A 13,156-nucleotide genomic window follows, 5' to 3' on the forward strand; every position below is an offset into this window, starting at 1 on the left:
GGCGTCCCGCCTCCGGGACACCGCCTCGGTCAGACGCCCGTCCGTGAACAGGGCGGCCGCGCCGTCCTCCAACACCCGGCCGGCGGGCAGCGCCCCGCCCGCCACGGCCCGGCGGTAGGAGGGCCGACGGCCCGGTTCGCTGTCGTAGTGGGGGCACACCGAACCCGGCACCACTGACGCAAGCCGATACCCCAAGGAGCGGTGGCCGGACGGCCTCGGTCAGGGGAGCACGGTCGCCTCCCGCTCCAGCACCTCCCGCACGGCGGGCAGCGCCTCGGCGCGGTCCCGGGGGACCAGGCCGATGCGGGTGCGGCGGTCCAGGAGGTCGGAGTCGTTGAGGGCACCCTCGTGGCGGACCGCCCAGAGGAGTTCGGCGCGGGTGACGGGGTGGCCGGGCAGCACGGGCTCGGCCAGGGCGGGGTCCTCGGCGGTGAGGGCGTGGACGGCCAGGGCCTCGGTGCCGTAGCGGTGGATGAGGCGGCGGGGTGCGGGCAGCGCGCGCAGCCGTTCGGGGGCGGCGGCGCCGACCAGCGGGAGGGCGGCGGTGGGGGAGGGGGCCGCACGCAGGCCCCTCGCCTCGGCGGCGGCGTCCACGGCGTCCTGTGCCATCCGCCGGTAGGTGGTCAGCTTGCCGCCGACCACGGTGGTGACACCGTCGGGCGAGGTGAGCACCGCGTGCCGGCGCGAGATGTCCGAGGTGCGGGCCGGGTCGCCGGCCCCGGCGCCGGGTGAGGTGTCCAGCAGCGGGCGCAGCCCGGCGAAGGCGCCGACCACCTCCTCCCGGGCCACCGGGGCGTCCAGGACGGAGCCGACCACGTCCAGCAGGAAGCCGATGTCGGTCTCGGGCACCTCGGGCACGTCCGGGATCCCGTCGTCCACCGGCTCGTCGGTGAGGCCGACGTAGACCCGGCCGTCCCCCTGCGGCAGCACCAGCACGAAGCGGTTGGTCTCCCCGGGGATCGGGATGTGCAGGCCGGCCGGCAGGGCGCCGAGCCGCTCGGAGCGCAGGACGAGGTGGGTGCCGCGCGACGGGCGGATCCGGATGCCCTCGGCGAGGGCGCCCGCCCACACCCCGGCCGCGTTGATCACGGCCCGCGCCCTGATCTCGCCCTCCTCGCCGGTGAGTTCGTCCCGGATCCGGGCGCCCGACCCGGTCAGCTCCAGCGCCCGCACCCGGGTCAGCACCCGGGCGCCGTGCGCGGCGGCCGTCCTGGCCAGGGCGGTCACCAGACGGGCGTCGTCGGTCACCCGGCCGTCCCAGGACAGCAGCCCGCCGCGCAGCCCGGCCGCGCGGACCGCGGGCGCCAGGTGCCGGGCCTCGGTCGCCGGCAGCCGCCGCGGCGCGGGCAGCACCCGCCGCGGCGTACGGGCGGCCACCCGCAGCATGTCCCCGGCCCGGAAACCGGCCCACGCCAGCGCGGCCTGCGCCCGGGACACCAGCGGGGTCAGCGGCAGCACGAACGGCTGGGCGGCCACCAGGTGGGGCGCCGTACGGGTCATCAGCACCCCGCGCTCCACCGCGCTCTCGTGGGCGACGTCGAACTGCGCCGAGGCCAGATAGCGCAGCCCGCCGTGGATCAGCTTCGAGCTCCAGCGGGAGGTGCCGAAGGCCAGGTCGTGGGCGTCCACCGCGACGACGTCCAGCCCGCGGGCCGCCGCGTCCAGCGCCGCCCCGGCGCCCGTCGCGCCGAGCCCGACCACCAGTACGTCGGCCACCCGGCCGTCGGCGGACTCGGCCAGTTCCCGGCCGCGCCGGTGTGCGCTCAGGGACGAGCCGGGCGCGGCCTCGGTGTGGCTCATGGCGTCAGGGTCCTCTCCAGAAGGGCGCGCAGCTCGCCGAGGAAGGCCGCGGAGTCCAGCTCCGGATCGTCCTCGTCGGTCATCGTGCGCAGGGACAGGGTGAAGGACTGCACGGTCAACAGCAGGGCGCGCGCCTGCCGTTCGGTGTGGCCGGGCCGTACGGAGCCGTCCGTGTGGCCCTCGCGCAGCGCGTCGCCCAGCAGCGCCAGCAGCGCCTCCTGGCTCGCGCCCCGCCGGTCGAGGACGTACGGCAGCAGCAGTTCCGGATCGACGTCGACGATCTTGCGGAAGAGGGGATGCGCCCGGAACGCCTCGACCCCGGCCACCAGCCCGTCCACGATCCGGGTGCGGGTGGCGACGCCGGGCGCGGGCTCCGGGATCGCCCGGGTGGCCACGTCGATCCACTCCCGGGTCATCAGATCGCCCACCAGTGTCCGCAGGTCCGGCCAGCGCCGGTAGAGCGTCATCCGGGAGACGCCGGCGCGGCGGGCGACGTCGGCGAGCGTGGTGCGCCGTACCCCGACGGCCAGCACGCAGTCGCGTGCCGCGTCGAGCACGGGATCCCCGTCCGAACCGTTGTGACGAATAGGCGTCATGTGTCACAGTGTAACGCCCCAGGGTCGGGACGGAAGCGGACCGCGCCTGCCTGCGGCGCCCGAGCCACGGCAGCCGACCCCGCCGAGTCCCCCGACCACCGTCACACCGAGCCGCACGAAGACCGGCCCGCCAACCCTGTGAGGACGACCGTTCGATGGACATGCTGTGGAACGGCTGGGGCGACCCGGCCAAGGCGGCACCGCTGCCCGACACGGTGACCGGGCTGCTGCGCGACCTGCTCGGAGTCACACCGCGCGGCACGCCCGCCCCCGCCCTGGCGGACCTCCGGCCGCCCGCCGTCACGGCCCGGCCCGCCGCCCTGAAGGCCCTCGCCGAGGCCGTCGGCGGCGAGGAGCACGTCCGCACCGACGCCGAGAGCCGTATCCGGCACACCCGCGGCAAGTCCACCCCCGACCTGCTGCGGATCCGCGCCGGGGACCTCACCGACATCCCCCAGGCCGTCGTCCTGCCCGCCGGCCACGACGAGGTCCTCGCCGTGCTGCGGGCCTGCGCCGCGCACGGCCTGGCCGTCGTCCCCTTCGGCGGCGGCACCTCCGTGGTGGGCGGACTCGCCCCGCGATCCGCCCTGTTCGTCGCCCTGGACCTGCGCCGCATGAGCGGCCTGCTCGACCTCGACCCCGTCTCGCGCACCGCCGTCCTCCAGCCCGGCCTGCGCGCCCCCGAGGCCGAACAGCGGCTCAACGGACACGGCTACACCCTCGGCCACTTCCCGCAGTCCTTCGAGTGGGCCACCATCGGCGGCTTCGCCGCGGCCCGCTCCAGCGGTCAGGCGTCCGCCGGCTACGGCCGCTTCGACGAGATGGTGCTCGCCCTCACCCTCGCCACCCCCGAGGGCACCCTCGACACCGGCCGCGCCCCGCGCTCCGCCGCCGGACCCGACCTGCGCCAGCTGATCCTCGGCTCGGAGGGCGCCTTCGGCGTCATCACCTCCGTCACCGTACGGATCCGCCCGCTGCCCGAGGCCCGGGTGTACGAGGGCTGGCGCTTCGGCTCCTTCCAGGAGGGGACCGCCGCGCTGCGCCGGCTCGCCCAGGACGGGCCCCGGCCCACCGTGCTGCGCCTGTCCGACGAGACCGAGACGCTCATCGGACTCGCCCGGCCCGACGCGATCGGCGCCGGCCCGGAGCAGAGCGGCGCCGGATGCCTGGCGATCACCGGCTACGAGGGCACGGCGGAGGACACCGCGCACCGCCGCGCCCGGGCCGCGGACGTCCTGACGGACGGCGGCGGCACCCTCATCGGCGCCGAACCCGGCGAACACTGGGCCCACGGCCGCTACTTCGCGCCCTATCTGCGCGACGCCCTGCTCGACGCCGGAGCCTTCGCCGAGACCCTGGAGACCGCCGCGTTCTGGTCCCGGATCCCCGAGCTGTACACCGCCGTACGCACCGCCCTGACCGACACCCTCACCCAGGCGGGCACCCCGCCTTTGGTGATGTGCCACATCTCCCACGTCTACGAGAACGGCGCCTCGCTGTACTTCACCGTCGTCAGCGCCCAGGGCGAGGACCCGGTGGCCCACTGGACGCCCGCCAAGCACGCCGCCAACGAGGCCGTACTCGCCGCCGGCGGCACCATCTCCCACCACCACGGGGTGGGCACGGACCACCGCGACTGGTACGTCCGCGAGGCGGGACCGCTCGGCGTCTCGGCGCTGCGCGCCGTCAAGCGCCGCCTGGACCCCGACGGCCTGCTCAACCCCGGCGTCCTGCTGCCCACCGACTGACCCGCCCGATCCGACCGCCTGCCTCGGAGGCCCACCGATGCGCCAGTTCACCGCCGTCGTCAACCCCACCGCGGGCGGCTCCACCGGGGCGGCGACCCTGCTCCGGCTGGCCCGGCTGCTCCGCGAGGCCGGGGCCGGACTGGAGACGGAGTACAGCCACAGCCTCGCCCACGCCCAGGACCTCGCCCGTACGGCCGGTGAGCGCGGCCGGATCGTGCTGGCCGTGGGCGGCGACGGCATCGCCGGCGGCATCGGCGGCGCGCTCAGCGGCACCGGCACCGTCCTGGGCCTCGTACCCGCCGGACGCGGCAACGACTTCGCCCGCGCGCTGCGTCTGCCGGCCGAGCCCGAGGCACTGGCGGAGATCCTGCTGCACGCCGAGCCCCGGCCCGTCGACACCATCGAGGTGGAGTCGGCCGTCCACCCGCGCACGGTGGTGCTGGGCAGCGTGTACGCCGGTGTCGACGCGGAGGCCAACCGGCACGCCAACAACGCCCGGCTGCTGCGCGGCGCCGCCTCCTACTACGCGGGCGGACTGCGCGCCGTCACCTCCTGGCGGCCCGTTGACTATCGCGTCACCGTCGACGGAGCGGAGCACACCCACCGCGGCTACACCGTCGTGGCGGCCAACTCCCCTTATTACGGCTCGGGCCGGCTCATCGCCCCGGACGCGCGGGTGGACGACGGGCTGCTCGACATCGTGCTGATCCGCGAGGCCCCGCGCCGGCTGTTCTTCGCCCTGATGAACGAGTTGCGGACCGGCGCCCACGTCCTCCGCCCCGAGGTACGGGTCCTGCGCGGCCGGGAACTGCGCATCGAGGCCGCACGGCCCGTCCCGTACGGCGCCGACGGCGAGGTGGAGGCCACCTTGCCGGTCACCCTGCGGGTCCGCCCCGCCGACCTGCCCGTCCTGTACCGACCCCACCCGCCAACTCGCCGCGGATCCCGGCACTTTACGGGGCATCACCCGCCCGTACCCGGGTAGGCGGAAGGTGCCTGGGGAGGGGTGGTGGGCCGGATGACAGCGGAGCGGGCCGAGGGCGTGGTGCGGGCGGTCGTCGTGTACGACGGGCGACTGCTGCTGGTCCCGGAGAAAGACGGCTGGGGTCTGCCCTCGGGCACCCCGCAGCCGGCCGAGACCCCCCAGGCCACCGCCGCGCGGGTCGTCTACGAGATCACCGGCTACCTGGTCGACGGCACCGAGCCGCTGGAACAACGGGACGCCGGCGGCGGTACGGCCATCCTGTGCCGGCTGCTGACCGGGTCGCCGTCCGACGGCGGCCGCCTCGGCCCGGACCACCTGCGCTGGGCATCGGCGGAGGAGGCCGCCGACACGCCCCTGCCGGCCCCCGTACGCCACTACCTCCAGGGCCACACACCCTCCATCTGAACCGCCGGTTCACCCCATCCCCGGCCCGCCCGGCGACCGGGGCCGCCCCGAGGCTCGGCTTGCGGTGCCGACCGCCGGGGGTTTCAGTGATGTAGGGACCCCTCGTGGGTCCCTCGCGTTGCCGACAGCGCGGATCCCCTCGCGGAGGCCGCTCGCGGATGCGCCCCGCGGACGGGCCGGCCCCCATGCGCGCCAGGAGCTGTCATGTCGATGTCGTTCGGTGCACCGTTCGGTTCGTCGGACCCCTTCAGCGAGCTGCTGAACCGGTTCTTCGGAATGTCGCCGACGTCATCGCCCCCGGCGGTGCAACGCGTGCCCATCGGACGGCTGCTGACCGAATCGTCGCAGGAACTGCTCAACCAGGCCGCGCAGCGGGCCGCCGACGACGGCACCTCCGACCTGGACACCGAACACCTGCTGTGGGCGGCCACCCGGGTCGAGCCCTCGCGCCGGCTGCTGGCCCAGGCGGGCCTGGAGCCCGACGCGCTCGCCGCCGAGCTGGCCAAGGTGCTGCCCCGCGAGTCCGGCACCCCCTCCGCACAGCCGGGCCTGACCCCCGCGGCCAAGCGCACGCTGCGCGCCGCCTACGCCCGGTCACAGTCCGCCGGTGTCTCCTACATCGGCCCCGAGCACATCCTCGGCGCCCTGATCGGCGACAGCGACACCGGTGCGGCCCGGCTGCTGCGGGCCGAGGGCCTGGACGCGGGACGCCTGGCCGGCCTCACCGAACAGACGGCGCCGCGCCCCGAGGTAGCCTCCCCCGAGCGCGGCCGGCCGGCCACCACCCTGGACGAGTTCGGCCGCGACCTGACCGAAGAGGCCAAGGCCGGCAAGCTGGACCCGGTCGTCGGGCGGGCCGGGGAGATCGAGCAGACGGTGGAGATCCTCTCCCGGCGCTCCAAGAACAACCCCGTGCTGATCGGCGAACCGGGCGTCGGCAAGACCGCGATCGTGGAGGGACTCGCCCAGCGCATCGTCGCCGGCGAGGTCCCCGACACGCTGAAGGACAAGCGGGTCGTCGTCCTGGACCTGTCGGGCATGGTCGCCGGCGCCCAGTACCGGGGGCAGTTCGAGGAGCGGCTGAAGAAGGTCATCGAGGACGTCCAGGCGGCCGGCGGCGACATCATCCTGTTCATCGACGAACTGCACACGGTCGTCGGCGCCGGCGCCACCGGAGAGGGCGCCATGGACGCCGGCAACATGCTCAAGCCCGCCCTCGCCCGCGGCGAACTGCACGTCGTGGGCGCCACGACCATCGACGAGTACCGCAGGTACATCGAGAAGGACGCCGCCCTGGAACGCCGCTTCCAGCCGGTGCTGGTCCCCGAACCCACCGTCGAGGAGACGGTGCAGATCCTCGAAGGGCTGCGCGACGCCTACGAGGCCCACCACCAAGTCCGCTTCGAGGACGGCGCGTTGACCGCCGCCGCCGAACTCTCCGACCGGTACGTCGGCGATCGCTTCCTGCCCGACAAGGCCATCGACGTGATGGACCAGGCCGGCGCCCGGGTGCGGCTGCGCGGCACCGGGCGCTCCACCGAGATCGTCAGCCGCGAGGACCACATCGCCAAGCTGCGCCGGGAACTCGACCAGGCCGTGTCCGCCGAGGACTTCGAGAAGGCGTCGGAGGTCAAGCGGCAGATCGCCGAGGTGGAGGGCGAACTCGCCGGCATCGAGGAGCGCCGCGAGGGCGTCGTCTCCGTCACGGCCTCCGACATCGCCGACATCGTCTCCCGCCGCACCGGCATCCCCGTCTCCCAGCTCACCGCGAGCGAGAAGGAGAAACTGCTGCGGCTCGAAGAGGAGATGCACGAGAGGATCGTCGGCCAGGACGAGGCGGTCACCGCCGTCTCCCAGGCCGTACGCCGCAACCGCGCCGGCATGGGCGACCCGAACCGCCCCGTGGGGTCGTTCCTCTTCCTCGGCCCGACCGGTGTCGGCAAGACCGAACTCGCCAAGACCCTCGCCGCCCTGCTGTTCGGGAACGAGGACCGCATGATCCGCTTCGACATGAGCGAGTTCCAGGAGAAGCACACCGTCGCCCGGCTGGTCGGCGCGCCTCCCGGATACGTCGGCTACGAGGAGGCGGGCCAGCTCACGGAGAAGGTCCGCCGCCGGCCCTACAGCGTGGTGCTCTTCGACGAGGTGGAGAAGGCCCACCCCGATATCTTCAACACCCTGCTGCAGATCCTGGACGACGGGCGGCTGACCGATGCCCAGGGCCGCACCGTCGACTTCCGGCACTGCGTCGTCATCATGACCTCCAACATCGGCGCGCACCGCATCCTCCAGCACAAGGGCGATGTGTCCGACCTCAAGGGCGAGTTGATGGACGATCTGCGCTCCCGGTTCCTGCCGGAGTTCCTCAACCGGATCGACGACATCATCGTCTTCCACGGCCTGACCGGGGACGACCTGGGCCGGATCGTGGACCATCTGCTCGACCGGAGCAAGCACAAGGTGCGCGCCCAGGGCCTGGACCTGGAGGTCACCGGGAGCGCCAAGAAGCTGCTCATCGCCCACGGCCACCAGCCGGAGTTCGGGGCCCGCCCGCTGCGTCGCACGATCCAGGCGGAGCTGGACAACCGCATCGCCACCCTGCTGCTCGGCGGCGAGGCCGAGCCCGGGGACACCATCGTGGCAGACGTGCGGGACGACTCGCTGCACTGCTCGGTGCGCCGCGGCGCCGGCAAGGCATCCGCCGGCGCCGCGCCCGCGCCGGCCGGATGAGAGTCCCGAGGACGCGTCAGGGGGCCGGGGGCTCGCCGATCGAGACCAGGACCGCTCGCGTCGGCCCGTCGGGGGTGTGGTAGCGCACGGTGTCCCCGGGCCGGCGGCCGAGCAGGGCCCGGCCGAGCGGGCTGTCGGCGGTGACCAGCGTCTGGTCCAGCGCCTCGGCCACCTCGCCGATCCGCAGCGTCTCCGTCTCGCCGTCCGGGAAGCGGACGGTCACGGTGCTGCCCACGCCCACCACGTCGGTCGGGGCCGGACCGGCCGTCGCCGCCTCGCGCAGCCGCTCGGTGATGTCCTCGATCCGGCGGTCCAGACGCCCCAGTTGGTCGGCGCGCCGCAACTGGTCGGCCTGGTCGGCCTGGTCGCCGGCCGACGCGGAGGACTCCCGGAGCGTTCCGGCGACCACCCGGCGTTCGTCCCGCAGGTCGGCCAGCTCCTGCTCCAGCGCACGGCGGGCCTGTGCGCTGATCGGCTCCGGATCACCGGTCATGGCGTCTGCTCCTCTGCGGGACGGGTAACCGGAAGGAAGAGTCCGGCGTTGCGCATCATAAGCGGATCAATCGCATTCGGAGTGTGCAAAGGGGCGTACCGGGATAATGTGCTTGTGTTCCGGTCTCCGGGCTGATGCCGGCCCCCGGAAGGCGCGGAGGGAGGTGCCCATGTCCTCGAAGCGACGCAGGAAGAAGAAGTCGCGCCGCAACCACGCGGCCAACCACGGGCGGCGCCCGCAGTCCTGACACCCGCGGCGGCCCCTCAGTCCTCCAGGGCGTCCCGGACGCTCGGGTAGCAGGCGATCAGCGGGGTGAGGCCGACGATCTCCAGGGTGCGCAGGACGGACCCGCGGACGCCCGCGAGCCGTAGCCAGCCCGTCGGCTGATGGGCCTGGTGCCCGGCGATCAGGACGTTGATCCCGCTGGAGTCCATGAAAGGCACCCCGCTGAGATCCGCGACCGTGCGGGCCCCCCGGGCGGGGTCCGCCGGGGTGATGGCGTCGTGCAGCGCCCCCGAGGTGTGGTGGTCGATCTCGCCGGTCACCGTGACGACGGTGACCCCGTCGACGGTGGACCGGAAGACGGACAGCCGCTCCGGTCCCGCCTGCTCGTTCATCTCCGCCGTGTCCGCCACGCGTTTCCTCGTCTCCGCTAGCCGCTCAAGGGGCCTGGTCCCGTGCCTCGCGTGCCGGGTCCGGCCCGGCGCGTTCCCTGCCGGGCCCCGCCCCGCGCATTCCTCAGCGGGCGGCTGCCCCGGATCGCGCGGAAGATGCCCGCCCATCGTGCCGGGCTCCGGTGCACGGCCGCGGACGGGCTGCGAGTCCGCCCCTTCCCGCACGTCCCCGCGTCCCTCGTCAGGGCATCTCGACAGTTCGGTACCGCATGTCGGAAAATGCCTACCGAACTACGGAATTGTGGGGGCGTCGGTGAGGGGGCGGAACGTGCGGTGGTCGGACGGTGTCCGGTGGGGGCGTCGGGGACGGCGCGACGGCTTCGGACGGGCGCTGCTGCGCGGCCCCGCCCAGGTGATGTTCCTGGCCGACGCGCGGACCGGCGCCGTCTTCTGCCTCGCCCTGGCCACGGCCGACTGGCGCTACAGCGGCTACGCCCTCGGCGGCGCCGCCCTGGGAACCGGCACGGCACGGCTGCTGCACGTCGCCCGGGACCGGGTCGGGCAGGGGCTGGAGGGCTTCAACTCCTGCCTCGTCGCCCTGTGGTGCGCGGTGTTCCTGGGCGCGGGCCGGCTGTCCACGGCGCTGCTCGCCGCCGCGGGCTGCGTGGTGACCCCGGTCGCCACCGCCGCCGTGGCCCGGCTGCTGCGCGTATGGCGGCTGCCGCCGCTGACCCTGCCGTACTGCCTGCTGGCGAGCGCGGTCACCATCGCCGCGCCCGCCTTCCGGCGCGTGCGGCCGCACGACACCGGCCGTGCCGCGCTCCCCGGCCCGGCCACCGGTCCGACCACGCCGCACCCGGACGAGCTGTGGCGGGCCTTCTTCCGCAACATCTCCCAGGTCTTCTTCCTTCACCAGTGGTACGCCGGAGCGCTGCTGCTCGTGGGGCTGTTCCTGGCCGGCCGGACGGTGGCGCTGCTGGCCTGCGCCGGCAGCGTCACGGGCACCCTGACCGCGTGGGCGCTCGGCGCACCGGCGGCCGGCATCGCCGACGGCACATCGGGCTGCAACGCGGTGCTCGTCGCCGTGGCCCTGGGCGGGGTGTTCCTCGCGGCGGCCCCGGCCACCCTGCTGTACGCGCTGCTCGGCGCCGCGACGGCGACCGCCGTGACCCCGGCCGTCGCCCACCTGCTCGCCCCCTCCGGCGGCCGGGCGTTCACCTGGCCGTTCGTCCTGACGACGCTCTGCTTCCTGGCCGCCGCCCGCTCCTTCCCCCGGCTGACCGGCCGGCCCCCCGCCCCGGACGAGGCCCGCCCGCCGCTGCCCGGGGCGACGGCGCGGGCAGCGTAGGTTCCGGGGAGTCTACGGGTCACGGGCCGCGCCTCCCGTGCCGCCGCTCCGGTGGCCAGGCCGCCGCCCGGACCGTCGCCCGCGCGCTCGGGCTGCCGTCGGCCCGCCTGAGGCAGGGCACCGCGCCCGGTCCGACCCTGGTCGTCGGCGGCGACTGGCCCCGCGGGAACAGCTACCCGGGCACGGCGGCCTCCCCGGCGCCCGCCGCCCGCAAGGCCACCGTGGGCGGCGCCCACGCCGCCACCGCCGACCAGGGCAGGACCTGCGCCAAGGTGAGCCCCTACAAGACGGTCGGCCTGCACGGCGTCCCCATGACCCCGGCCCAGGCCTACGCCGCGGCCCGCGGCAGGCCCGACTCCGACGACTGACCCGCTCAGCCGACCGTCCGGCCGCCGGGCCGGACCCTGCGCCAGCGGGCCTCGCACCAGCAGAACAGGCCGAACGCGGCCAGACCGAGCGCGACCAGCGCGAGCAGCCACGGTCCGGCCGGCAGGTCCCGGAACCCGCGCAGGGTGTCGTCCAGGCCCTTCGCCTGGCCCGGCTGGTGCCGCACGGCTGCCACCACGGCGAACACCCCGGCCGCCGCGAACACCACGCCACGGGCCGTACCGCCGATCACCCCGAGGGCCACGGTGATCGGCCGGGCCCGCGCGGGCAGCGCCTCGGTCCGCAGGTCCTCCAGGAACTTCCGGCGCACGGCCCGTACCGAGATCCACAGCCCGGCGACCACCACGCCGGCTCCGGCGAGACCGACCAGCCACTGCCCGCCGGGCCACTCCAGCACCCGGGCGGTCACATCGTCGGTCTGCCGGTCGGACGAGCCGCTGCCGCTGCCCCGGTCCCCGGCCGCGTAGGCGAGCACCGAATAGGAGAAGAAACCGTAGAACAGGCAACGGATCAGGGCCATCGCCCGCCGGGAGAGCTTGGACCCGTCGGGGCCCGCCGCGCCGAACACCGCCTCCGACAGCCGCCATACGGCCATCCCGGCCAGTGCGATGCCCACGATCCACAGCAGTGCCACCCCGAACGGCCGTCCGGCCAGCTCGCCGAGCGCGCCGCCCCGGTCGGCCTGCCGCTCGCCACCCCCACCCCCCAGGGCGATCCGCAGCGCGATCACCGCCACCAGTACGTAGATCAGGCCACGGGCCGCGAAACCGGCCCGGGCCGCCACGGCCATGGGTCTGCTGTCCGCGGCCCGGGCCGAAGAGCGTAGTACGTCCATACACCGCCGGTGCCCCCGCCTCCCGGCCCGACACCTGCCCGCGAAAGGCCGCTCAGCGCGGTGCGGCCCCGGCACGGCCGCTGGGCCGCCGGCGCGGCGGGTGTCCGCCGAGCAGCACCACAGCGGCGCCCGCGGTCAGCAGCCCCCCGGCCAGGAAGACACCCCGCGGGCCGGCGTGCGGCAGGATCAGCGCCCCCAGCGCGGCGCCCGCCGCGATCCCGGCGTGGTAACAGGCGGAGTTCGCCGCGAGCGCGAGGTCCGTACGGCCCGGGGCGCACTGCAGCATCGCGTGCTGGGCGGCCATGAACACCGGGCCGAGCGCGCCGCCCGTCAGCACCAGGAACACCACCGCCGCCGCGGGCCGGTCACCGGCCGCGTACAGGCCGAGCATGCCCACGGTCTGTACGGTCACGGCGGTGGTCAGCGACGAATGCGGGAAGCGGTCCAGCGCCACGGCGGTGAGGCTCACCCCGGCCAGGCACGCTGCACCGAAGACCGAGAGCAGCACGTCGACCGTGCCCGGGGCGAAACCGCTCACCCGGCCCAGGAACGCCACGATGTACGTGTACCCCGCGAACGCGCCGGTGGCGGAGAGGAACCCCGCCGCGAGCACGGTCCCGAACCGGCGGGCGTCCGGGCCGGCCGCGTAGGCGGCGGGCTCCTCCTCCGGGCGCGAGGTCGGCAGCAGTGCGGCGATCGTCACCAGGGAGACCAGCCCCAGTACGGCCGGCAGCGCGAACGGCAGCCGCCAGCCGCCGTGCCGGCCCAGCCAGGTCGCGGCCGGAACGCCGAGCACCAGGGCGAGCGAGCCGGCCACGGACAGCGCCCCGACCACCCGCCCGCGCACCTCGGGCGCGAACAGGCCCACCGCGACCGGCCCCATCACGGCCCAGAACAGCGCCTGCGCGAGGGCGGCCGTCATCCGTGCCGCGAGCAGGACGCCGTAGGAGGCGGCCAGCGCCGACACCACGCTGGACACGACCAGCGCGGCCAGCAGCCCGGCGAGCACATGGCGCCGGGGCACCGCCCGCAGGAGGCGGGCGAGCGGTACCGAGGCCACGGCCACCGTCAGGCCGTACCCCGTGACCAGGAGACCGGCCGCCGGCACGGACACCCGCAGGCCCGCGGCGACGGGCTCCAACAGGCCGACCGGCAGGCTCTCCACGGTGTTGAGGGTGAAGGCGGCCAGCATCAGGGCCGCGAGCACGGCCGCCC

13 protein-coding genes are annotated in these 13,156 nt (G+C 75.2%); 7 read left to right on the top strand and 6 right to left on the bottom strand.

The window, feature by feature from the left end; translation table 11 throughout:
• Window positions 1–219: 219 nt before the first annotated feature.
• Together ABD350_RS29855 and ABD350_RS29860 are read right to left on the bottom strand one after the other, a co-directional pair.
• Window positions 220–1,800, bottom strand: a complete 1,581-nt coding sequence (locus ABD350_RS29855; protein WP_344351895.1) for a glycerol-3-phosphate dehydrogenase/oxidase — start codon at window positions 1,798–1,800, stop codon at window positions 220–222.
• Window positions 1,797–2,396 carry a TetR/AcrR family transcriptional regulator gene (locus tag ABD350_RS29860; RefSeq protein WP_344351896.1) on the bottom strand — a complete coding sequence of 200 codons (600 nt, stop codon included), beginning with the start codon at window positions 2,394–2,396 and terminating at the stop codon, window positions 1,797–1,799. Before ABD350_RS29860 ends, ABD350_RS29855 begins: the two co-directional genes overlap by 4 nt.
• A gap of 155 nt (window positions 2,397–2,551) precedes the next feature.
• On the opposite strand from ABD350_RS29860, the gene ABD350_RS29865 reads away from it, so the two are divergent.
• The 4 genes from ABD350_RS29865 to ABD350_RS29880 all read left to right on the top strand — a co-directional run bounded on the left by ABD350_RS29865 (window position 2,552) and on the right by ABD350_RS29880 (window position 8,264).
• Window positions 2,552–4,144, top strand: coding sequence for an FAD-binding oxidoreductase (locus tag ABD350_RS29865; protein ID WP_344351897.1), 1,593 nt, complete (start codon window positions 2,552–2,554; stop codon window positions 4,142–4,144).
• 37 nt (window positions 4,145–4,181) lie between these two features.
• A complete protein-coding gene (locus ABD350_RS29870; protein WP_344351898.1) occupies window positions 4,182–5,129 on the top strand; it encodes a diacylglycerol kinase family protein in 948 nt (315 codons plus the stop codon).
• 33 nt (window positions 5,130–5,162) lie between these two features.
• Complete coding sequence (locus tag ABD350_RS29875; protein WP_344351899.1) at window positions 5,163–5,534, top strand: NUDIX hydrolase; 372 nt, start codon at window positions 5,163–5,165, stop codon at window positions 5,532–5,534.
• 204 nt (window positions 5,535–5,738) lie between these two features.
• Window positions 5,739–8,264: an ATP-dependent Clp protease ATP-binding subunit gene (locus ABD350_RS29880; protein ID WP_344351900.1), complete on the top strand. Its 2,526-nt coding sequence runs from the start codon at window positions 5,739–5,741 to the stop codon at window positions 8,262–8,264.
• A gap of 16 nt (window positions 8,265–8,280) precedes the next feature.
• Here ABD350_RS29880 and ABD350_RS29885 read toward each other — a convergent pair whose 3' ends face one another.
• Entirely contained in the window at window positions 8,281–8,757 is a 477-nt protein-coding gene (locus ABD350_RS29885; RefSeq protein ID WP_344351901.1) for a GreA/GreB family elongation factor, read from the bottom strand.
• Window positions 8,758–8,926: 169 nt separating this feature from the next.
• Here ABD350_RS29885 and ABD350_RS38165 point away from each other — a divergent pair, with 169 nt between their 5' ends.
• Window positions 8,927–9,004, top strand: a complete 78-nt coding sequence (locus ABD350_RS38165; RefSeq protein WP_465270406.1) for a hypothetical protein — start codon at window positions 8,927–8,929, stop codon at window positions 9,002–9,004.
• A 16-nt stretch (window positions 9,005–9,020) separates the two neighbouring features.
• Here the strand turns inward: ABD350_RS38165 and ABD350_RS29890 are convergent, their stop codons facing one another.
• The gene (locus ABD350_RS29890) at window positions 9,021–9,392 is read right to left on the bottom strand and encodes an STAS domain-containing protein (protein ID WP_344351902.1); all 372 of its coding nucleotides are present in this window, start codon (window positions 9,390–9,392) and stop codon (window positions 9,021–9,023) included.
• A 307-nt stretch (window positions 9,393–9,699) separates the two neighbouring features.
• Between ABD350_RS29890 and ABD350_RS29895 the strand changes: the two genes are divergently transcribed.
• Both ABD350_RS29895 and ABD350_RS29900 read left to right on the top strand, forming a co-directional pair.
• Complete coding sequence (locus tag ABD350_RS29895) at window positions 9,700–10,719, top strand: urea transporter (RefSeq protein ID WP_344351903.1); 1,020 nt, start codon at window positions 9,700–9,702, stop codon at window positions 10,717–10,719.
• Between the two features lie 221 nt (window positions 10,720–10,940).
• Complete coding sequence (locus ABD350_RS29900; protein WP_344351904.1) at window positions 10,941–11,087, top strand: hypothetical protein; 147 nt, start codon at window positions 10,941–10,943, stop codon at window positions 11,085–11,087.
• 5 nt (window positions 11,088–11,092) lie between these two features.
• On the opposite strand, the gene ABD350_RS29905 is transcribed toward ABD350_RS29900, so the two are convergent.
• Both ABD350_RS29905 and ABD350_RS29910 read right to left on the bottom strand, forming a co-directional pair.
• Entirely contained in the window at window positions 11,093–11,896 is an 804-nt protein-coding gene (locus tag ABD350_RS29905) for a DUF1206 domain-containing protein (protein WP_344351905.1), read from the bottom strand.
• Window positions 11,897–11,993: 97 nt separating this feature from the next.
• Window positions 11,994–13,133 (bottom strand): MFS transporter, encoded by a 1,140-nt coding sequence (locus tag ABD350_RS29910; RefSeq protein WP_344352107.1) that lies wholly within the window; start codon window positions 13,131–13,133, stop codon window positions 11,994–11,996.
• Between the last annotated feature and the right edge of the window lie 23 nt (window positions 13,134–13,156).

It is taken from the genome of Streptomyces nogalater (genome assembly GCF_039532885.1).
Classification (GTDB): Bacteria; Actinomycetota; Actinomycetes; order Streptomycetales; family Streptomycetaceae; genus Streptomyces; species Streptomyces nogalater.

Coding starts and splice junctions, on each gene's coding strand:
- ABD350_RS29880 (WP_344351900.1), top strand. CDS start 5,739: ATGTCGATGTCGTTCGGTGCACCGTTCGGTTCGTCGGACCCCTTCAGC.
- ABD350_RS29885 (WP_344351901.1), bottom strand. CDS start 8,757: ATGACCGGTGATCCGGAGCCGATCAGCGCACAGGCCCGCCGTGCGCTG.
- ABD350_RS29870 (WP_344351898.1), top strand. CDS start 4,182: ATGCGCCAGTTCACCGCCGTCGTCAACCCCACCGCGGGCGGCTCCACC.
- ABD350_RS29855 (WP_344351895.1), bottom strand. CDS start 1,800: ATGAGCCACACCGAGGCCGCGCCCGGCTCGTCCCTGAGCGCACACCGG.
- ABD350_RS29905 (WP_344351905.1), bottom strand. CDS start 11,896: ATGGCCGTGGCGGCCCGGGCCGGTTTCGCGGCCCGTGGCCTGATCTAC.
- ABD350_RS29875 (WP_344351899.1), top strand. CDS start 5,163: ATGACAGCGGAGCGGGCCGAGGGCGTGGTGCGGGCGGTCGTCGTGTAC.
- ABD350_RS29910 (WP_344352107.1), bottom strand. CDS start 13,133: ATGCTGGCCGCCTTCACCCTCAACACCGTGGAGAGCCTGCCGGTCGGC.
- ABD350_RS38165 (WP_465270406.1), top strand. CDS start 8,927: ATGTCCTCGAAGCGACGCAGGAAGAAGAAGTCGCGCCGCAACCACGCG.
- ABD350_RS29860 (WP_344351896.1), bottom strand. CDS start 2,396: ATGACGCCTATTCGTCACAACGGTTCGGACGGGGATCCCGTGCTCGAC.
- ABD350_RS29865 (WP_344351897.1), top strand. CDS start 2,552: ATGGACATGCTGTGGAACGGCTGGGGCGACCCGGCCAAGGCGGCACCG.